18 protein-coding genes are annotated in these 20169 nt (G+C 70.9%); 15 read left to right on the plus strand and 3 right to left on the minus strand.

The window, feature by feature from the left end; all coding sequences use genetic code 11:
- Genes WDZ95_RS18075 through WDZ95_RS18105 form a run of 7 tightly spaced genes read left to right on the plus strand, consistent with a single transcriptional unit; the run spans position 1 to position 7148 of the window.
- Positions 1–795, plus strand: coding sequence for an enoyl-CoA hydratase/isomerase family protein (locus WDZ95_RS18075; protein ID WP_425780495.1), 795 nt, complete (start codon positions 1–3; stop codon positions 793–795).
- Between the two features lie 45 nt (positions 796–840).
- Positions 841–2094 (plus strand): ABC transporter substrate-binding protein, encoded by a 1254-nt coding sequence (locus WDZ95_RS18080; protein ID WP_166224327.1) that lies wholly within the window; start codon positions 841–843, stop codon positions 2092–2094.
- Between the two features lie 7 nt (positions 2095–2101).
- Positions 2102–2983 (plus strand): branched-chain amino acid ABC transporter permease, encoded by an 882-nt coding sequence (locus WDZ95_RS18085; RefSeq protein WP_166224330.1) that lies wholly within the window; start codon positions 2102–2104, stop codon positions 2981–2983.
- Positions 2980–3990: a branched-chain amino acid ABC transporter permease gene (locus tag WDZ95_RS18090; RefSeq protein ID WP_425780498.1), complete on the plus strand. Its 1011-nt coding sequence runs from the start codon at positions 2980–2982 to the stop codon at positions 3988–3990. The genes WDZ95_RS18085 and WDZ95_RS18090 overlap by 4 nt, the downstream gene beginning before the upstream one ends.
- Positions 3987–4751, plus strand: a complete 765-nt coding sequence (locus WDZ95_RS18095) for an ABC transporter ATP-binding protein (protein WP_166224336.1) — start codon at positions 3987–3989, stop codon at positions 4749–4751. Before WDZ95_RS18090 ends, WDZ95_RS18095 begins: the two co-directional genes overlap by 4 nt.
- Entirely contained in the window at positions 4744–5448 is a 705-nt protein-coding gene (locus tag WDZ95_RS18100) for an ABC transporter ATP-binding protein (protein WP_425780501.1), read from the plus strand. Before WDZ95_RS18095 ends, WDZ95_RS18100 begins: the two co-directional genes overlap by 8 nt.
- Positions 5445–7148 carry an AMP-binding protein gene (locus WDZ95_RS18105; protein ID WP_425780502.1) on the plus strand — a complete coding sequence of 568 codons (1704 nt, stop codon included), beginning with the start codon at positions 5445–5447 and terminating at the stop codon, positions 7146–7148. Before WDZ95_RS18100 ends, WDZ95_RS18105 begins: the two co-directional genes overlap by 4 nt.
- On the opposite strand, the gene WDZ95_RS18110 is transcribed toward WDZ95_RS18105, so the two are convergent.
- From WDZ95_RS18110 to WDZ95_RS18120, 3 genes are read right to left on the minus strand one after another with little or no spacing between them, the layout of a single operon-like run.
- Positions 7099–7278, minus strand: coding sequence for a DUF2970 domain-containing protein (locus tag WDZ95_RS18110; RefSeq protein WP_425780504.1), 180 nt, complete (start codon positions 7276–7278; stop codon positions 7099–7101). The two genes, WDZ95_RS18105 and WDZ95_RS18110, sit on opposite strands and share 50 nt — an antisense overlap.
- Before the next feature lie 9 nt (positions 7279–7287).
- A complete protein-coding gene (locus WDZ95_RS18115; RefSeq protein WP_425780506.1) occupies positions 7288–8565 on the minus strand; it encodes a c-type cytochrome in 1278 nt (425 codons plus the stop codon).
- Complete coding sequence (locus WDZ95_RS18120) at positions 8562–9299, minus strand: c-type cytochrome (RefSeq protein ID WP_425780508.1); 738 nt, start codon at positions 9297–9299, stop codon at positions 8562–8564. Before WDZ95_RS18120 ends, WDZ95_RS18115 begins: the two co-directional genes overlap by 4 nt.
- Positions 9300–9375: 76 nt before the next feature.
- Between WDZ95_RS18120 and WDZ95_RS18125 the strand changes: the two genes are divergently transcribed.
- The 8 genes from WDZ95_RS18125 to WDZ95_RS18160 all read left to right on the plus strand — a co-directional run bounded on the left by WDZ95_RS18125 (position 9376) and on the right by WDZ95_RS18160 (position 20060).
- On the plus strand, positions 9376–10830 hold the full coding sequence (locus WDZ95_RS18125) for a PLP-dependent aminotransferase family protein (RefSeq protein WP_425780510.1): 1455 nt from the start codon (positions 9376–9378) through the stop codon (positions 10828–10830).
- Between the two features lie 29 nt (positions 10831–10859).
- A complete protein-coding gene (locus tag WDZ95_RS18130) occupies positions 10860–12062 on the plus strand; it encodes an NAD(P)/FAD-dependent oxidoreductase (protein ID WP_425780751.1) in 1203 nt (400 codons plus the stop codon).
- A 303-nt stretch (positions 12063–12365) separates the two neighbouring features.
- Entirely contained in the window at positions 12366–12959 is a 594-nt protein-coding gene (locus WDZ95_RS18135) for a GspH/FimT family pseudopilin (RefSeq protein WP_425780753.1), read from the plus strand.
- A 2-nt stretch (positions 12960–12961) separates the two neighbouring features.
- Positions 12962–13453 (plus strand): type IV pilus modification protein PilV, encoded by a 492-nt coding sequence (gene pilV, locus WDZ95_RS18140; RefSeq protein WP_425780512.1) that lies wholly within the window; start codon positions 12962–12964, stop codon positions 13451–13453.
- Positions 13450–14475 (plus strand): PilW family protein, encoded by a 1026-nt coding sequence (locus WDZ95_RS18145; protein WP_287467871.1) that lies wholly within the window; start codon positions 13450–13452, stop codon positions 14473–14475. The genes pilV and WDZ95_RS18145 overlap by 4 nt, the downstream gene beginning before the upstream one ends.
- Before the next feature lie 2 nt (positions 14476–14477).
- Positions 14478–15002, plus strand: a complete 525-nt coding sequence (locus WDZ95_RS18150) for a pilus assembly PilX family protein (RefSeq protein WP_287467872.1) — start codon at positions 14478–14480, stop codon at positions 15000–15002.
- Positions 15003–15021: 19 nt separating this feature from the next.
- Complete coding sequence (locus WDZ95_RS18155) at positions 15022–19587, plus strand: pilus assembly protein (protein ID WP_425780515.1); 4566 nt, start codon at positions 15022–15024, stop codon at positions 19585–19587.
- Between the two features lie 26 nt (positions 19588–19613).
- A complete protein-coding gene (locus tag WDZ95_RS18160) occupies positions 19614–20060 on the plus strand; it encodes a type IV pilin protein (protein WP_287467874.1) in 447 nt (148 codons plus the stop codon).
- The last annotated feature ends 109 nt before the right edge of the window (positions 20061–20169 follow it).

Raw genomic sequence — 20169 nt, forward strand, 5'->3', positions numbered from 1 at the left:
ATGCGATTCGACGACTACCAGTGCCTGCGCTTCTCGCGCCAGGGCCGCGTGCTCACCGTCGCGCTGAACCGGCCCGAGCAGCGCAACGCGGTCAATGGCCGCCTGCACAGCGAGCTCGCGCGCGTGTTCACCGATCTGCAGAACGACCCCGACTCCGACGTGATCGTGCTCACCGGCGAGGGCGTGGCCTTCTGCGCGGGCGGCGACATCGAGTGGATGCAGTCGCACGTGGACGACCCGAGCGCCTTCGAGCGCATGGCGCGCGAGGGCAAGGACATCGTCTTCACCCAGCTCGACCTGGAAAAGCCGCTGATCTGCAAGCTCAATGGCCACGCCACCGGCCTGGGCGCAAGCCTGGCGCTGCTCAGCGACATCGTGCTGGCTTCGGCCGACGCGAAGATCGGCGATCCGCACGTGAGCGTGGGTCTGGTGGCCGGCGACGGCGGCGCGCTGATCTGGCCGCAGGTGGTGGGCTATGCGCGGGCGCGCAAATACCTGTTCACCGGCGATCTGCTGAGCGCGCAGGAGGCCGAGCGCATCGGCCTGGTCACCGAGGTGCACCCGCGCGACGCGCTCGACGCCGCCACCGACGCGCTCGCGCAGCGCATCGCCGCGGGCGCGACCATCGCCATCCGCTACACCAAGATCACCACCAACCTGCCGCTCAAGGCGCTGTTCCACGCGCACTTCGACGCCGGCCTGGCCTACGAATGCCTCTCCAACCGCAGCGCCGACCATGCCGAGGCGGTGCGGGCCTTCCGCGACCGGCGAAAGCCGGCCTTCACCGGCCGTTGAACCGGCCTGCCTTCTCCCCCCAACACCCATCCCAGGAGACAGACCATGCGCAACCCCAACCGCAGGCACGTGCTGCAACTCGGCGCCGCCGGCGCCACGGCCCTGAGCTTTCCGCACCTGGCGCTCGCGCAGTCCGGGCCGCTGCGCATCGGCCTGATCACGCCGCTGTCGGGTCCGCAGGAGTTCATCGGCACCTACGTGAAGAACGGCGCCGAGATCGCGGTGGACCAGATCAACAAGGCCGGCGGCATCCTGGGCCGCCAGGTTGCGCTCGAGATCCGCGACGACAAGGCCAACCCCGCGGCTGCGCTGGCCGCGGCGCGCGAGCTGCTGGGCATGGGCATCAACCTGCACGTGGGCGGCATCTCGAGCGCGGTGGTGCTGGCGCTCGCGCCCGTGATGGCGCAGGAGAAGGGCGTGCACCTGACCTGCGGCGCGGGCACCGAGAAGATGAACCACGAGGCCTATTCGGAGAACATGTTCCGCCCCGGCGACAGCCCCGACGCGCGCGGCCGCGCGCAGGCGCGCCTGATGGCCGAGAAGTACCCCGACGTGACGCGCTGGACCGGCCTGATCCCCGACCACGAATACGGCCGCACCATGTGGGGCATCTTCGTCGACGGCCTGCTCGAGTTCTACCCGGCGATCGCGAAGAAAAAACCCGAGATCCTCGACCCCATCCTCATGCCCTACGGCGTGTCCGACTACCGCAACGGCATCACCGCGGCGCTGCGCGTGCAGGCCGAGGGCTGCTTCAACGCCACCTACGGCGGCGACGCCATCACCATGTTCCAGCAGGCGCGCGGCTTCGGCCTGATGCAGCGCTACAAGGTGGTGTGCGACGCGGCCAACGAATTCCTGGTGGCGCGCGGCATGAAGCAGCAACTGCCGCCCCAATGGACCGGCATGCACTACTACGCCGCCGCTAACAAGGGCAACGCCATGAGCGACCGCTTCGTGGCCGACTACACCGCCAAGACGCGCGACCCCGAGCCGCTGGGCTGGGCGGCCGAGGCCCACGCGGCGATCTATGCGCTGGCCCGCGCGGCCGAGAAGGGCAAGTCCACCGAAACGCGCTCGGTCATCGCCAGCCTCAAGGGCCTCACCTGGGACACCGTGACCGGCCCGCGCACCATGCGCGCCGAAGACAACCAGGCCGTCAAGGACGTGGAGCTGGTGTTCATCGAACCCGCGAGCACCGACAAGGGCTACCAGGTGGGGCAGTACATCAAGGTCGACGGCAAGTCGGTGATCCTGCCGCCGTCGCCGGGCCAGAAGCTCAAGCTGCGCACCGCCTGAGCGCGCGATGGCCGCCGACCTCCTGACCCTGCTGGTCAACAGCCTCACCTGGGCCATGGCCACCTTCCTGGTGGCCGCGGGCCTCACCCTGGTGTTCGGCACCCTGCACATCCTGAACTTCTCGCACGGCGGCTTCTTCATGATCGGCGCCTACGCGGCCTACTCGATCGCGCAGTGGCTGGGCGCGAGCGATTCCACCGCGGTCTACCTCGTGGGCACGCTGGCCGCGGGCCTGCTGGTGGCGCTGCTCGGGCTGCTGGTCGACCGGCTGGTGCTGCGCCGCCTCGCGGGCGTGGAGGATGCCTACATCCTGATCGCCACCTACGCGCTGCTGCTGGTGTGCGAAGGCGCGACCAAGCTCGTGTGGGGCCTCAAGTACCACAGCGTGATGCCGCCGCAGGCGCTCGACGGCGCCTGGGTGCTGGGCAACGCCGTGGTGCCGCGCATGTCGCTGTTCATCATCGCGGCCGGCGTGCTGAGCTTCATCGCGCTCGAGGTCTTCCTCAACCGCACGCGCGCGGGCCGGCTGGTGAAGGCCATCGCGGTCGACCCGTGGATGGCGCGGCTCATGGGCATCAACGTGCGGCGCGTCTACACCGCCACGGTGGCGCTGGGCTTCGGCCTGGCGGGTCTGGCGGGCGGCACGCTGCTGGCCAACCAGGCGCTGTCGCCCTCGCTTGCGAGCGGCTTCGTGATCTACGCCTTCGGCGTGATCATCGTCGGCGGCATGGGCAGCATCGCGGGGGCCTTCGTGGGCTCGATCCTGCTGGGCCTCATCGACGCCGCGGGCCAGTGGGTGCTGCCGGGCCTGCCGGGTCTGCCGTTCTTCGCCGCCATGACGCTGATCCTGCTGCTGCGCCCGCAAGGGCTGATGGGGAAGAAGACATGACCGCTTTTGTCGGCGCCGGGCTGCGGCGCGACCTGCTCGTGCTGCTTGCGCTGGTGGTGCTGGGCTGCCTGCTGCCGCAGGTGCTCAACCGCGGCCTGGTGTTCATCGCGGGCCTGGTGTGGATCAACGCCGTGTTCGGCCTGAGCTTCAACCTGCTGTTCGGCCTGTCGGGCGTGCTGAGCTTCGGCCAGGCCATGTTCTTCGCGGGCGGGGCCTATGGCGCGGCGGTGCTCACGCAGTCGCTGGGCCTGCCGTTCCTGCTGGCCTGGCCGCTCGCGGGCCTGGTGGGCGCGCTGCTGGCGGCCGCGGTGGGCGGCGTGGCGCTGCGCCGCACCGAGGGCGTGTACTTCGCCATCCTCACGCTGTCGTTCGCCGAACTGCTGCACCTGCTCGTGATCAACACCGGCTTCCTGGGCCGCAACGACGGCCTGAGCGGCCTCGCGCGGCCCCTGATCGAACTGGGCGCGCTGCGGCTCGACTTCAGCGCGGGCGACCGCTTCTACTACTTCATCGTGTTCGCCTGCGCGCTGCTGATCGCATTGGTGCGCTGGGTGGTCGCCACGCCTTTCGGCCGCGCCCTGCAGGCCGTGAAGCAGGAGCCCGAGCGCGCCGAGTTCCTCGGCATTCCGGTGCGCCGGCACCGCTGGAGCGTGTTCGTGTTCGCGGGCTTCACCACCGCCATGGCCGGCGCGCTGGTGGCGCCGTGGGCCCAGATCGTCACGCCCGAGCTCGCGCACTGGTCGAATTCCACCAACCCCATCCTCTACACCCTGCTGGGCGGCAGCGCCTACTTCTGGGGTCCGGTGCTGGGCGCGGTGCTGCTGTCGGCGGTGTTCTACGTCACGCGCACGCTGGTGGGCATCTCCGACCTCGTGACGGGCCTGCTGCTGCTGTCGGTGGTGCTCGCGCTGCCCGGCGGCGTGCTGGGGCTGCTGGCGCGCTGGGTGCGGCCCGCGCCGCGCGCGGACCGGCCCGCGGCCGGCGCCCAGGTGGAGGCCGGCCGATGAGCGCGCTGCTGAACGCCCGCGGCCTGTTCAAGGCTTACGGCAAGATCCCGGTGCTGCGCCAGGTCGACATCGCCATCGCGCCCGAAGAAGGCCACGTGGTGATCGGCCCCAACGGCGCGGGCAAGACCACGCTGTTCAAGGTGCTCACGGGCGAGGTGATCGCCGATGCCGGGCAGATCGTGTTCCGCGGCGACGACATCACCCGGCTGCCCGCACACGCGCGCGTGCACCGCGGCTTCGGCCGCACCTTCCAGGTGGCGCGCGTGTTCGGCAAGCTCACCGTGCGCGACAACCTGCAGCTCGCCTGCGAGGCGCGCCAGCGCCGCGCCAACCCGCTGGCGGGCCTGTCGGCCGCGCAGGCGCGCACCATCGCCGCGCAGCTCGACGCGCTGCTGCTCGAAACCGCCCTGGAACGCCAGGCCGACGCGATCGCGGGCGCGCTCGCCTACGGCGACCGCAAGCGGCTCGAGCTGGCCATGGTGCTGGCGCTGGACCCGGCCATCCTGTTCCTCGACGAGCCCACGGCGGGCATGTCGGCCGCGGAGCGCCAGGCCACGGTGCAGCTGTTGCAGCGCGTGCGGCGCGAGCGCCGGCTCGCGTTGCTGCTCACCGAGCACGACATGGACGTGGTCTTCGGCCTGGCCGACCGCATCTCGGTGCTGCACCACGGCGAGCTCATCGCCTCGGGCACACCGCAACAGATCCGCGACAACCCGCGCGTGCGCGAGGTCTACCTGGGCGACGAGGCCGCACATGCTTGAGATCCGCCACCTGAACGCGCGCTATGGCGACAGCCGCGTGCTGTTCGACCTGAACCTGCGCGTGCCCAAGGGCGCCGGCGTGGCGCTGCTCGGGCGCAACGGCGCGGGCAAGTCCACGCTCATGAAGGCCTTGCTCGACGCCGGGCCCGCGAGCGAGGGCGAGATGGCGCTCGACGGCCGTCCGCTTGCGGGCCTGGGCACCGAGCAGCGCGCGCGCCTGGGCCTCACGCTGGTGCCCGAAGACCGCCGCATCTTCAGCAACCTCACGGTGCGGCAGAACCTCGAGCTCGCGCACCATGCGCTGCCGCGCGGCCGTGCGCCCACCCCGGTCGACGAGATGGGCCGGCTGTTTCCCCTGCTGCCGCCGCTGCTCGACCGCCTGGGCTACCAGCTCTCGGGCGGGCAGCAGCAGCTCGTGGCGGTGGTGCGCGGCCTCATGGCCGGGCCCGCGCTGCTGTTGCTCGACGAACCCGCCGAAGGGCTCGCGCCCAAGCTCGCGATGGACCTCGCGCACGAGGTGCGCCGCGCGCGCGAGACACTCGGCCTGTCGCTGCTGGTGGCCGAGCAGAACGTGGCCTACGCGCGCCAGTGCACCGAATACGTTTACCTGCTCGACAGTGGCAGGCTGGTGTTCGAAGGCGACTGGGCTGCGTTCGACGCCCAGCCCGATCTCAAGACCCGATACCTCGCCGTATGACCCAGGCCCACCCCATGTCCGCGCCGCGGCTGCAGCCGCGCATCGACCCCGAACAGGCCCGCCGCTGGAAAGCCAGCGGCGCCTGGGAAGACCTCACGCTGGCCGACCGCGCGCAGGCGCTCGCGCAGCAGGCGCCCACCCATGTCACCCACCGGGAGGCGGGCGTGTCGCTCACCGCGGCGCAGGCCTGGGCGCGCTCGGGCCGGCTGGTGGCCGCGCTGGCCGCTCAAGGCTTCGTGGCGGGCGACGTGATCGCCTTCCAGACCCCGAACTGGCTCGAGGCCGTGCTCATCAACCTCGCGGCCGCGCGGCTCGGCCTGGTGGTGTGCCCCATCGTGCCCATCTACCGCGAGCGCGAGGTCGAGCTGATCCTGGCCGACTGCGGCGCCAAGGGCATCTTCGTGCCCGAGCGCTTCCGCGGCTTCGACCACCTGGCCATGGTGCAGGGCCTGCGCGCGCGCCTGCCCGCGCTGCGCCACGTGTGGAGCGTGCGCGGCGAAACGCCCACGCCCGGCGTGACCGACCTGCGCGCGCTGCTCGAGAGCGATGCGCCGCTGCCTGCGCTGCCGCGCACCGATCCCGACGCCGTCAAGCTCATCCTCTACACCTCGGGCACCACGGGCCGGCCCAAGGCCGTGCTGCACAGCCACAACAGCCTGGCGCGCAGCATGCGCCGCGCCGCGCAGCACTGGGGCCTGCGCCCGGGCGACACCACGCTCATGCCTTCGCCGATCACGCACGTCACGGGCTACACCTACGGCCTGGAGCTGCCGTTCCACGACCGCGTGCGCGCCGTGCTCATGGACAAATGGGACGCCGCCGCCGCGGCCGACCTGATCGAGGCCGAGCAGGTGGTCTTCACGCTGTGCGCCACACCCTTCCTGCAGGAGCTGCTCGAGCTGGCGGAGCGCGAGCAGCGCCCGCTGCCCAGCCTGCGCACCTTCCCCTGCGGCGGCGCGGCCGTGCCGCCCGAGCTCATCCACCGCGTCGCGCGCGTGTTCGCGAACTGCCGCTCGTTCCGTGTCTACGGCAGCAGCGAAGCGCCCGTGATCACGCTGGGCTACGTGCTGCCGGGCCAGGAGCGGCTGGCCGCCGAGACCGACGGCGAGGTGATCGACTACGAGGTCAAGCTCGTGGACCCGAACGGCGACGAGGTCGGCCCCGGCCGCGAGGGCGAGATCTGCGCGCGCGGCCCGGGCCTGTTCCTGGGCTACGCCAATCCCGAAGACACGGCGCAGGTGTTCGACGCGCAGGGCTACTTCCACACCGGCGACGTCGGCTACCGCACGCCCGAGGGCGCGATCGTGTTCACCGGCCGCATCAAGGACCTCATCAACCGCGGCGGCGAGAAGATCAGCGCCAAGGAGGTCGAAGACCTGCTGCACCAGCACCCGGGGGTGCTGCAGGCCGCGGTGGTGGCCATGCCGCACCCGCGCCTGGGCGAAACCGTGTGCGCCTACCTGGTCGCGGCGCCCGGGTCCGACGTGTCGATCGAGGCCGTGTCGCGCACGCTCGCGGCCGCGGGCGTGGCCAGGCAGAAGATGCCCGAGAAGCTGGTGGTGGTGGATGCCTTTCCCACCACGGCATCGGGCAAGGTCAAGAAAGACCTGCTGCGCGCCGACGTGCGCGAACGGCTCGCGCAGGCGGCGCTCACAGCGAGCGCACCGCCCAGTGCGCCAGCAGCGCCAGCAGCCCCATGAACACCGCCACGCCGCAGAACCCCACCGCGATGATCACCAGCGGGTGGCCCTGCGGCCCTTCCAGGCGCTTGCGGCGCGCCACGCCGATGAAGCCCCAGAGCACGGTGCGCACTTCTCGCATCACGGTCATGTCGTCCTCCTAACGAACCTTTTGCACATCGAGCGGCAGCACGCGGCCGGCTTCATTGCCCCAGCGGCTGCGCACGAAGCTCGCGACCGCGGCAATGTCGGCGTCGCTCAGGTCCTGGCCGAAGGGCGGCATGCCGAAGGGGCGCGGGTTGCCCGCGGTGCTGGGCGTGAAGCCGCCGCTCACGATCAGGCGCAGCAGGTTGGTCGGGTCCTGCAAGCCGACGCTGCGGTTGCCCGCGAGCGGCAGGTACAGGCCTTCGTGGCCTTCGCCTTGCGCGCCATGGCATTGCGCGCAATGTTGTTCGTAGAGGCCGGCGCCGCGTTCGAGCACCTGGGCCGTGGCCGGCTCGCCGCGCTCGCGGCGCACCGGCTGCTCGGGCAGGGCGCGCAGGAAGTTGGCCATGGCCCGCAGGTCGCTCTCGTCCAGGTGACGGGTGCTGCCGGCCACCACCTCGGCCATGGGGCCCAGCATGGCGCCGTGCGCGCTGCGGCCGTCGCGCAGCAGCTGCACGGCCTCGTCTTCGCTCCAGCGCTGCAGCCCGGCCTCGTCGGCCGCGGCCAGCGAAGGCGCGTACCACTTCTGCAGCGGGATCAGCCCGCCGCTCAGGTCGAGCGATGTGGCGGTGGCGCCGAAGGCGTTGCGCGGCGCGTGGCAGGCCTGGCAGTGGCCCAGGCCCTGCACCAGGTAGGCGCCGCGGTTCCACTCGGCGCTGCGCGAGGCGTCGGCCTCGAACGTGCCGGGCGTGAAGAACAGCGCGCGCCAGACCTTGAGCGCGGCTTGCGTGCGGTAGGGCCAGCCGAGCGCATGCGGCCGGTTGGCCTGCGCCACGGGCGGCAGGCTTTGCAGGTAGGCGAACAGCGCGTCGGCGTCTTCGCGGCGCACGCGGGTGTACTCGGTGTAGGGGAACGCGGGGTAGAGCAGGCGGCCGTCGCGCGACTGGCCGTGGTGCATCGCGCGCCAGAAGTCGTCGGCGCTCCAGCGGCCGATGCCGGTGTCGGCGTCGGGCGTGAGGTTGCTGGCGTAGACGGTGCCGAAGGGCGTGGCCAGGCCCTTGCCGCCCGCGTAGTCGGCGCCGCCGCGCTCGGTGTGGCAGGCCGCGCAGTTGCCCGCGCGCGCCAGGTAGGCGCCGCGCTGCACGAGCGCGGCCGGGGCGGGCACGGCCAATGCGGACGCGGCGGGCGCGGCGGGCGCCACGGCCACGGGCGCCGTGGGCCAGAGCAGCCAGGCCGCGGTGGCGGCGGCCAGCAGCGCCGCGCCGGCCAGGGGGAGGGCGATGATGCGTTTCACCGTTCACCGCTCCCGCAGGCCATGGGCCGCTTCGCGGGCAGGCTGCCCGCGGGCGCCGGGCCCTGTGTGACCGGCTGCGACGACAGCCACACCGCCATCGCGCTCACGTCTTCGGGCGTGAGGCGGCGCGCGATCTCGCCCATGCAGTCGGGCGCCGCGGCCTGGCGCAGGCCGGTGCGCCAGGCGCCGAACTGCGCGAGCAGGTAGTCGCGCGGCAGGCCCAGCAGGCCGGGCATGGACGGCTGCACGCCCGTCATGGCCGCGCCATGGCAGCTCGCGCAGGCCGGAATGCCGAGCGCCGGGTCGCCCAGGCGCACCAGCTGCTCGCCGCGCCGCAGCTGCGCGGGCGGCGCGCCCGTGGTCTGCGGCGGCGGGTAGGGCAGGTCGAGCGCAGCGAAATGCTCGGCGATCTCGCGCAGGTAGGCCTCGCTCATATGATCGACGAGGTAGCTCATGGTCGCGTTCTTGCGCCGGCCGTCCCGGAAATGGATCAACTGGTTGTAGAGGTAGCCCGCGGGCTTGCCGGCGATGCGCGGAAAGTAGCCCTGGTTGGTGGCCCGGCCGTCCTGGCCATGGCAGACCGTGCAGGCCTGCATGCGCTGGGCCATGGTGTCCTGCGGCGGTGCGGGCGGTGCGGCGTGTGCGGCGCCGCCCAGGCACAGGGCGGCGGCGAGCGCCGCCAGGCGGGCCCGGCCGCGCGGCGCGCGCGTGGTGAGGGGGAAGGTCTTTTTCACGGCCCTCACTGTGCGCCCGATCGGGCCCGGCCGGTAGGTGCAGATCGCGCCAGGTCGACCGTATCAGCGGCTTGAGATGGCCACCAAGTACGAAACCCTGGCGCAGTCTTTCGCGGCCCTGATCGAGCAGGGCACCCTGCGCGCCGGCGACCGGCTGCCCTCCGTGCGCGAGGTGGTGGCCACGCGCGGCCTGAGCCCGTCCACCGTGTTCGAGGCCTACTACCTGCTCGAGGCGCGCGGCCTGGTGAGCGCGCGGCCGCGCTCGGGCTATTTCGTGAACGCGCGGCCCGAGCGGCGCGAAGAGCCGCAGGCCATGCACCCCACCGCGGGCCAGCAGGCGGTGGCGATCAACGACGTGGTGATGGCCGTGCTCGGCACGGTGCGCGACCGCCGCGTGGTGCCGCTGGGCTCGGCCTTCCCCGACCCCGCGCTGTTCCCGCTCGAACGGCTGGCGCGCGGCATGGGCACGGCCATGCGCCGGCTCGACCCGTCGCAATTGCTCGAGAACCTCGCGCCGGGCAACCCCGACCTGCGCCACCAGATCGCGCTGCGCGGCCTGGCGCAGGGCGTGCCCTCGGCGGTGGACGAGATCGTGATCACCAGCGGCGCGATGGAGGCGCTGGCGCTGTCGCTGCAGGCGGTGACGCAGCCCGGCGATGTGGTGGCCATCGAGTCGCCCGCGTTCTACGGCTGCCTGCAGGTGCTCGAGCGTTTGCGGCTGCGGGCGGTGGAGGTGGCCACACACCCGCGCCTGGGCGTTCAGCTGGACTCGCTCGAACAGGTGCTGCAACACCACCCGGTGAAGGCCTGCTGGTTCATGCCCACGTTCCAGAACCCCATGGGGGCACTGATGCCGGTGGACCGCAAACAGGCGCTGGTGGCGCTGCTGGCGCGCCACCGCGTGCCGCTGATCGAGGACGACGTGTACGCCGAGCTGTATTTCGGCGCGCAGCGCCCGCCGCCGGCCAAGGCCTTCGACCGCGAGGGCTGGGTGATGCACTGCGGCTCGTTCTCGAAGTCACTCGCGCCCGGTTACCGCGTGGGCTGGGTCTCGGCGGGGCGATTCGCGCGCGAGGTGGAGCGGCTCAAGCTCATGGGCACGCTCGCGGTGGCGGTGCCGTCGCAGCTCGCGGTGCTGCATTTTCTGAAGCACGGCGCGTACGATCGGCATCTGCGCCGGCTGCGCGACGCGCTCGCGGCGCGGCAGGAGCGCGCGCTGCGGGCGATCGCGCAGCACCTGCCCGCGGGCACGCGCGTGACGCGGCCCGAGGGCGGCTACTTCGTGTGGGTGGAGCTGCCTGAGGGCGTGGACGCGATGGCGCTGCACCACGCGGCGCTGGCGCGCCACATCAGCCTCGCGCCCGGGCACCTGTTCTCGGCCGACCGGCGCTTCACGCGGCACATCCGGCTCAACGTGGGTCACCCACGGCCCGAGCAGAGCGATGCGGCGATCAAGGCGCTGGGGCGGCTGGTGAGCGCGCTGCCGGGCCAGCACATCCCGTTCACCGCGGCGAAAGGAGCCCGCACTTGAAACAAGAAATCCTCGTCCTGGGGGCCGGCATGGTCGGCGTGTGCACCGCACTGCACCTGGCGCAGCGCGGCCACGCGGTGACGCTGGTGGACCGGCGCGCGCCCGGCCGCGAAACCTCGCACGGCAACGCGGGCATCATCCAGCGCGAATCCATCGAGCCCTACCCGTTCCCGCGCGAATGGTCCACGCTGCTGCGCGTGGCCTTCAAGCGCGGCGCCGACGTCAACTACCACCTGGGCGCGCTGCCCGCGCTCGCGGGGCCGCTGGCGCGTTACTGGTACCACTCGCAGCCGGCGCGCCACGCGCGCCTGTCGCTGGCCTACGGCGCGCTCATCGAACATTGCCTGAGCGAGCACGAGCCCCTGATCCGCCTGGCCGGCGCCGACGACCTGGTGCGCCGCGAAGGCTACCTGCACGTGTTCCGCGAACGCGCCACCATGCGCGACACCGTGGCCAAGGCGCAGCGCCTGGCCGAGCGCGGCGTGAACCACCGCGTGCTCGACAGCGACGCCCTGGCCGCGGCCGAGCCCGCGCTGCGCCGCCGCCTCGCGGGCGCGGTGCACTGGACCGATCCCTGGTCGGTGAGCGATCCGGGCGAGCTCGTGTCGCGCTATGCCGCGCTGCTGCCCGGCCTGGGCGCGCGCCTGCTCGCGGGCGATGCCGCCACCCTGCGCCAGACCGCGCAGGGCTGGGCCGTGCGCACCGCCGAGGGCGAGGTGCAGGCCGCCCAGGCGGTGGTGGCGCTGGGCCCGTGGTCGGACCCGCTGCTGCGCGGCCTGGGCTACCGCTTCCCGCTGTTTCCCAAGCGCGGCTACCACCAGCACTACACGGGCGGCGAGCCGCCGCGCCTGACCCTGCTCGACGCCGACGGCGGCTTCGTGATCGCGCCCATGCGCCGCGGCGTGCGCATCACCACGGGCGCCGAGTTCGCGCGCCTGGACGCACCGCCCACGCCGGTGCAGGTGGGCCGCGCGCACCGGCTCGCGAGCGAGCTGCTCGATCTGCCGCAGGCGGTCGATCCCGAGCCCTGGCTCGGCGCACGCCCAGCCACCGGCGACATGCTGCCCGTGATCGGCCCCGCGCCGCGCCACCGCGGCCTGTGGTTCAACTTCGGCCACGCGCACCAGGGCTTCACGCTGGGCCCGTTGAGCGGGCGGCTGATGGCCGAACTCATCGAGGGCGGACCGACGCGGGTGGACGTGGCGCCGTACTCGGCGGCGCGGTTCGGCTAGGCGCGGCCGCCCCGGGCCCGCCGCTCGCCCGCCCGCCGCCGCTCGGCGGCAGGGGGCCGGCAAAGTTCGGGGTCATGCCGCCAAAGCCGCCTTTCATCCGCCCGTGGCCCGGTCCGGCCCGCGCCCGCGGGCACGATCGGCCGCATGTACAGCCCCTTTTTCCAACGGATGGCAATGCCGCGCCGGCGGCGTTGCGATTCGATTTGTAACCGCTCGTCGTCGGCAGGTGAACGCCCGTCTAGTCGCGCGCGCGTAGGGGTGGTCACAAGGAAGCATGTCGGGATGAGCGAATCCCTACCCCGTATGCGAGTAGAAAAGCATTCTTTTTTGCCGCAGCGAGGCTTTACCCTGATCGAGTTGATGGTGGGCATCACCATCCTCGCCATCCTGCTCGCGATCGCCGTGCCCAGCTTCCGGGGGTCGATGGCGTCCAGCCGCGTCACGAGCAGCACCAACGAAATCGTGAGTGCCCTGGCCCTGGCCCGCAGCGAAGCCATCCGCCGCGGCACGCGCATCTCGGTGTGCAAGAGCACCAACGGCACCGGCTGCGCCGCGGCCGGCGGTTGGGAGCAGGGCTGGATCGTGTTCGTGGACACGAACCGGCCGGGCGGCGACGCCGCCGTGAACGCCGGCGACGTGGTCCTCACGCGCACGGGCCCGCAGGCCGGCGAGCTCAGCATCCTCGGCACCGCCGCGGTGGCCAACTACCTCTCCTTCGCGGCCGATGGCACCGTGAGGAACATGGCCGGCACCGCGCTGGCCGGACGCCTGCGCGTGTGTTCCACCTCGACCGCGATCAACGACGCGCGCCGCGCGCGCGAAATCGACGTCAGTTCCGCCGGACGCATCGCAACGTCCGTTGTCAGCCTGGGCGCGGCCTGCGCGGCGCCCGCTTGATCATGCGCACACATTTCATATCCCCAAACGGCCACCGGCAACGGGGCGCGAGCCTCATCGAAGTTCTCGTGGCGGTGGTCATCCTGGCCATCGGCCTGCTCGGCATGGCCGGCCTGCAGGCCAGCGCGCTCAAGGGCAACCAGAGCAGTTATGCGCGCAGCCAGGCCGTGATGCTCAGCTACTTCATGCTCGACATGATGCGGGCCGACCGCGGCAACGCGCTGCTGGGCCAGTACAACACCGACTCCAACGCCGCCCCGGGCGCCGTGCTGACGCCGATCTGCGCCGCCACCGACGTGCCGCAGAACACCCTGGTCGACAACAGCCGCAAGGACTGGATCAACGCCCTCAAGGCCGGTCTGGGCGACAACGCCCAGACCTGCGGGGCGATCCGCTGCGATGCCACGGGCGAATGCACCATCCAGATCACCTGGGACGATCAGCGCGCCGGGGGTCTGGGCCAGCAGCGCTTCGACACGAGGAGCCGCCTGTGACCCTGCACGCGAAGCCTTCGCCGCGGCGCGCCCAGCGCGGCGTGACCATCATCGAGCTCATGGTGGGCATGGTGCTCGGGCTGCTGCTCGTGCTCGGCGTGATCAGCGTCTACGTGACCAACCAGCAGGCCGCCCGGACCAACGAAGGCCTGGCGCGGCTGCAGGAGAGCGGCCGCATCGCCTTCGAGTTGCTGTCGCGCGAGGTGCGGCAGGCCGGGGGCAACCCGTGCGGCGCCCGGCTGGTGGCCAACGTGCTGCTCAACCCCGCGTCCAACTGGGCCTACGATTTCGCGGCCGGTCCCATCCGCGGCTACGAGGGCAATGAAAACGTGGCCGACATCGTGCCCACCGGCACCGCGGTGGGCGAGCGCGTGGTCAACACCGACGCGGTCCGCGTGATGAGCCCGAACACCACCGACAGCGCGATCGTGGTGACCCACAACCCGACGGCGGCCTCGTTCGATCTCAACACCGTCAACCACGGCATCTCCGTCGGCGAGGTGGTGATGGTGTGCGACCAGCAATCGGCCGCCATCACCCAGATCTCGAATGCCTCGCCGGGCACCAACAGCACCATCGTGCACAACGCCGGCACGGGCACGCCGGGCAACTGCACGAAAGGCCTGGGCTACCCCACGCTGTGCACCACCAACGGCACGCCCAAGACCTTCGCCGGCGGCAGCATCGTGAGCCGCCTCAATCCGGGCTTCTGGTACATCGGCAACAACCCGCGCGGCGGCCGTTCGCTCTACCGCGCCACGCAGGGCGCACGCGTCGAGGTCACCGACGGGGTGGTCGACATGCAGCTGCGCTACCTCACGCGCAACGCGGCCTCGGGCACGCTCGCCAACGACTGGGTCGACGCCAACCTGATCGGTGACTGGACCGACGCGGCCACCAACGTTCCCGTGGCCATGCGCGTTCAGCTCTCGCTCGTTTCCCTGCAGTCCGTCGGCACCGACCAGCAGCCCCTGCGCCGCGAGCAGGTGTATGCCATCACCCTGCGCAACCGCGCCCAGTGACCATGAGCCGATTCCCCGTCATTTCCCGCTTGCCGCACCGTGACCGCCAGCGCGGCGTGGTGCTCATCGTGGCGCTGGTGCTGGTGGCCATCATGGCGCTGGTGGGGCTCAATGCCATGCGATCGGTCTCGCTCGAAGAGCGCATGGCCGGGCACAGCTACGACCGCAGCCTCTCGTTCCAGGCCGCCGAAGCGGCGCTGCGCGAGGCCGAAGCGCTCGTGGCCCTCAACAAGCCCACGCCCACGGGGTCCTGCGCGGCCGGCCTGTGCCCTGCGCCCCTGCCCACCGACACGCCCCGCTGGCTCGACACCACCTTCGCGGGCTGGCAGAACGCCGCCACCGTCACCAGCGGTGCGATCGGCGTGACGCCCCAGTATTTCGTCGAGTACCTCGGCAACACCTTCGAATGCGAGCCCGGTTCGCCCTCGACCACCGCCGACTGCAAGCGCTACCGCATCACGGCGCGCAGCAACGCGGGCGCCGACCGTTCGGCCGTGATGCTGCAGTCCACCTACGCCACCGATTGAGTTTGTCCGGGAGCCGCCCATGATGTCCCTCCGTCTGATCAAGAGCACCGCCAAGGCGACGCTGCTGCTCGGCGCGCTGTCGGTGCAGTTGTTCACCGATGCGGTCGATGCGACCGCTGCCGCCCTGTCGATCCCGAACGTGCCGCTGACCGCGACCATCAACGCCAAGCCGATGACCATGCTCATCGCCGGCCGCGACCACCGCCTGTTCTACGAGGCCTACAACGACGCCAGCGACATCGACGGCGACGGCCTGCTCGACATCCGCTTCAAGCCCACGATCCAGTACTACGGCCTGTTCGATTCGGACGTTTGCTACAACTACACGGGCAACCCGGGCAACAACGACAACGGCTCGACCAAGAACGGCGAACTCTGGGTACCGGTATCGGCCGTGAGCGATGCCACGCTGCGCAATTGCACCGGGGGCGCCTCGGCCGGCCAGTGGTCGGGCAACTGGCTCAACTACATCACCACCAGCCGCATCGATGCGCTGCGCAAGGTGCTGTACGGCGGCATGCGCGAGATCGACGTCAACGGCAACACCGTGCTGCGCCGTGCCTACATCCCGCAGGACGCGCACAGCTGGGGCAAGGAATACCGCAACGTCGCCACCGACGGCTACAACATCGCCGACTACACCGCGCTGGATCTGCCCACCGAGACCAACCGCCGCCACTTCTTCGGCAACCTCACCGCCACCAACGGCGTGGCCTGCGGTCCCGCCCCCATCACGCTCAACAACTGCAGCGACCGTCCGCCGCTGCTGCGCATGCGTCTGGACGTGGCCGACCGCCGCATCTGGGAATGGGCCTCCAAGGAGCGGCCGGTGCTCGACAGCAGCCTGTCGGTGGGCAGCTTCAGCAACAGCGGCATCCGCGCCGAGCAGAACTACGCCGTGCGCGTGCAGGTCTGCACCGCCACCTTCAACAAGGACTGCCGGGTCTACCCGAACGGCAACATCAAGCCCATCGGTCTGCTGCACGAGTACGGCGAGAACGACGCCATGCTGTTCGGCCTCATCACGGGCAGCTACGACCGGCACATGACGGGTGGTCGCCTGCGCAAGGTGGTGTCGTCGTTCTCGAACGAGATCGTGCCGAACACCGGCATCTTCCGTACCGGCACCTCGGCGCCCATCGTCACCAGCTTCAACAGCCTGCGCATCCGCGGCTTCAACCAGACCGGCAACACCAACGAGTACGCCTACCCCAACCCTTACACGAACTCCGCCAAGGCCCCCACCGAGGGCGAGTTCGTCGACTGGGGCAACCCCATTGGCGAGATGCTGTTCGAGGGCTTGCGCTACTTCGCGGGCGCGAACGCGCCATCGACCGAGTTCGACCGCTCCGGCCAGCGCACCCTCGACGGCCAGGTGGGCCTGAGCAGCGCCACCTGGGACGACCCCTACTCGTCGAGCAGCACGGCCAATGCCCCTTATTGCGCGCGCCCCAACTTCCTCGTGGTGTCGAACATCAATCCCTCGTTCGACTCCGACAGCCTGCCGGGCTCCTCGTTTTCGACCTACACCGATCCCCTGACCAGCTCGGGCCGCAACCTCGCGGGGCTGAACGTGACCACGGTGGCCAACGCCATCACCGGCATCGAAGACCGCGTGGTGACCTCGGCCATCACCGGGCGCTCCTTCTTCATCGGCCAGGCGGGCACCACCGTGACCGACAACGCGCCCACCCCCAAGACCGTGAGCGGTCTGGGCACGGTGCGCGGTCTGGCGCCCGACGAACCGACCAAGCAGGGCAGCTTCTACTCGGCGGCGGTGGCCTACTGGGCCAAGACCAACAACATCCGCCGCGACCTCACGCAGACCTACAGCGCGGCCAACGTGAACGTTGACAGCTACGTGGTCGCGCTGAGCTCGCCGCTGCCCAACATCGAGGTCAGCATCAACGGCCGCAAGATCTCGCTGGTGCCCTTCGCCAAATCCGTCGGTGGCAGCGGCATCTCGAACGCACGCAACGCCTACCAGCCCACCAACCAGATCGTCGACTTCTACCTCGAGGAGTTCACCCCGCCCACCAACGCCACCACCGGCGAAGGCTACCGGGCCGTGTTCCAGATCAACTTCGAAGACGTGGAGCAGGGCGGCGACCACGACATGGACGCGATCGCGCGCTACACCGTCGAGGTGGTCGGCGGCCAGTTGCGCGTGACCGTGGTGCCGACCTATCAGGCCGGCGGCATGCAGCAGAACATGGGCTTCGTGATCTCGGGCGTGACGGACGCCGGCGGCACGGTGCGCGACGGCGTGTACCTGGTCGCGCGCGACGAGAACACCTCGCCGCGCTACTTCCTGAACGTGCCGCCCGGCCAGTGGGCCGGCTACTGCAACTACGCCAACACCGCCGACATGCCCGCGGCCTGCGGCAACCTGCCGACCATTGGCGACACGCCCACCACCTACGTGTTCCGCCCGAACACCGCGGGCACCAGCGCGCAGTTGCTCAAGGACCCGCTGTGGTACGTGGCGAAGTACGGCGGCTACAACAAGGAAGACGACGACACCAGCACCGGCGTGGGCCCCACGCGCCAGTCCGAATGGGACGCGCTGCCGGTGACCACCTCCACCGTGGGCGACGGCGTGCCCGACAACTACTTCCTGGTGCAGAACCCGCTGAACCTCAAGACGCAGCTGCGCCGCGCGCTCGAGAACATCGCCAACAACAGCGCCAGCGGCGGCAACATCATTGCCAACAGCACGCGCCTGGACGAAGAGTCGTACGTGTTCCAGGCCACCTTCAACAACAGCCGGTGGTCGGGCGATCTGCTGGCCTACCGGGCCAGTTCGAGCGGCGTGGCCCAGACCGCCGACTGGAACGCGGCCGCGGGCCTGCCCAAGAACCGCGGCTCCGCACGCAACATCTTCTACTGGTCGGATGCCTCGGGCGCGAACAAAGGCAAGGCCTTCCTGTGGAGCAACCTGTCGGCGGCGGAAAAGGCCATGCTCGACGCCAACGCGACCACCGCGCAGCGCGTGCTCGACTACGTGCGCGGCTCCGACGCCTGGGAGTTCTCCAAGGGCGGCACCTTCCGCGACCGCACGGCCACCACCGTGCTGGGCGACATCGCGCATTCGTCGCCCGCCTACAGCAAGGACAGCACGGCCGTGTTCGTGGGCTCCAACGACGGCATGCTGCACGCGTTCTCCACGCAGCCCCTGAGCGCCAACAACACGACGCCGCCTGGCACCGAGCTGTTCGCCTACATCCCGAGCGTGATGCTGCCCCGCCTGCGCACGCTCACCGCGGTGGGCTACAACGTCAACCACGAGTACTTCGTGGACGGCGACGTGGCGGTGTCCCCGCTGGTGGGCAGCCCGGCGCGCAACTACCTCGTGGCCTCGCTGGGCCGCGGTGGCAAGGGCCTGTTCGGCCTGGACGTGACGAACCCCGCGAGCTTCTCGGCCAATGACGTCAAATGGGAGTACTTCCCCACCGACGCGGCCGACCCCCACCTGGGCAAGATGCTGGGCCGCCCGGTGATCGCCAAGGTCACCATCGGCACCCAGGCGGTCGACGTGGTGATCGTGGGCAACGGCTACAACAGCGTGAACGAGTCGGCCGCGCTCTACGTGTTCAACCTGGCCACCGGCGCGCTCATCAAGCGCCTGGTGGTGCCCACGACCTCGCTCGCCACCACGGGCGGCAACGGCCTGGCCATGCCCGGCGTGTTCGACGCCAACAACGACGGCCGCGTCGACGTGGCCTACGCGGGTGACCTGTACGGCCAGGTGTGGCGCTTCGACCTCAACAGCAGCAACACCGACGACTGGGTGGCCCCGACGGCGCCGATCTTCGTGGCGCGCGACGGCAGCGGCAACACGCAGCCCATCACCTCGCCCATGACGGTGGCGGTCAACAGCGTGAGCGTCGACCCCAACTTCAACAAGCGCTTCGTGTTCTTCGGCACCGGCAGCTACTTCCAGACCGGCGACCCGGCCAACACGCGCCGCCAGACGCTCTACAGCATCATCGACGACCCCGCCTCGCCGCTGGGCAACCGCAGCACGCTCATGCAGCGCACGCTGTCGTCGCAGATCGTTTTCAGCGCGCTGCGCGACCCGAGCCAGCCCGAGGGCCCGAACAACCCCCGCATCTCGCGCACGGTGCGCACGGTGAGCGCGCAGACCAGCCCGAGCGACATGTCGGGCCGGCTCGGCTGCTACATCGACATGCCCGAAACCGGCGAGCGCACGGTGACCAAGGCCAACATGTTCCGACTGGCCGAGCCCACGCTGATCTGGAGTTCGATCATTCCCGAGTCGGTCGACCAGTGCGTGCCCGGCGGGCGCGGTTACGTGAACGCGGTGAACCCCTTCACCTGTGCGCGCCTGGCCAAGCCCTTCTTCGACCTCAACGACAGCGGCAGCTTCAACGACGACGCCCTGAGCGGCGGCGCCTACGCGAGCTCGGTGCAGACCACCGGTGGTCTGCCGGGCGAGGCCATCATCGTGGGCAACCGCCTGGTGGCCGGCCAGACCGGCGCGCCGCCCTTCAACATCCGCATCAACACCGGCGCCACCCCGCTGCGCGGGCGCCTGTCCTGGCGCGAAATCGTGCGCGACTGACCCGCTGACTCCCGAGAGGCTTTTCCATGCACCGAGCAACCCCCGCAGCGCGCCAGCACGGCTTCACCCTGATCGAACTCATGATCACGGTGGCGATCGTGGGCATCCTGGCGGCCGTGGCCTATCCCAGCTACCTGAGCCATGTCCAGAAGACCCGCCGGGCGGCCGCCACGGCCTGTCTGACCGAGCTGTCGCAGTGGATGGAGCGCAACTACACCACCTGCCTGGCCTACAACCGCACCGGCGCGGGCTGCGCCACGGCGATGGACAGCGCCCAGTTGCCGGCCCTCAGTTGCCGCAACGATCTGGCGACGACCTACACCTTCTCGTTCACGGCCGCGCCCACGGCGTCGGCGTACGCGCTGCGTGCCGTGCCGCAGAACGCGCAGGCCAGCGACACCCGCTGCGGCACCCTTACCCTGGACCAGGCCGGCGCCAAAGGCGCGAGCGCCACCTCGGGTTGCTGGAACTGAGGCCCGCCCGGGCCTGATCCGCGCCTGGCCGACCCGGCGCGTGCAATGTGTCTCTCCGGGGCCCGCCCGGTGCAGCGCGCACACGACACCGCGCCCGCTTCCCCAGCCT

The organism is Hydrogenophaga sp. T2, assembly GCF_049843535.1.
GTDB classification, from domain to species: Bacteria; Pseudomonadota; Gammaproteobacteria; order Burkholderiales; family Burkholderiaceae_C; genus Hydrogenophaga; species Hydrogenophaga crocea.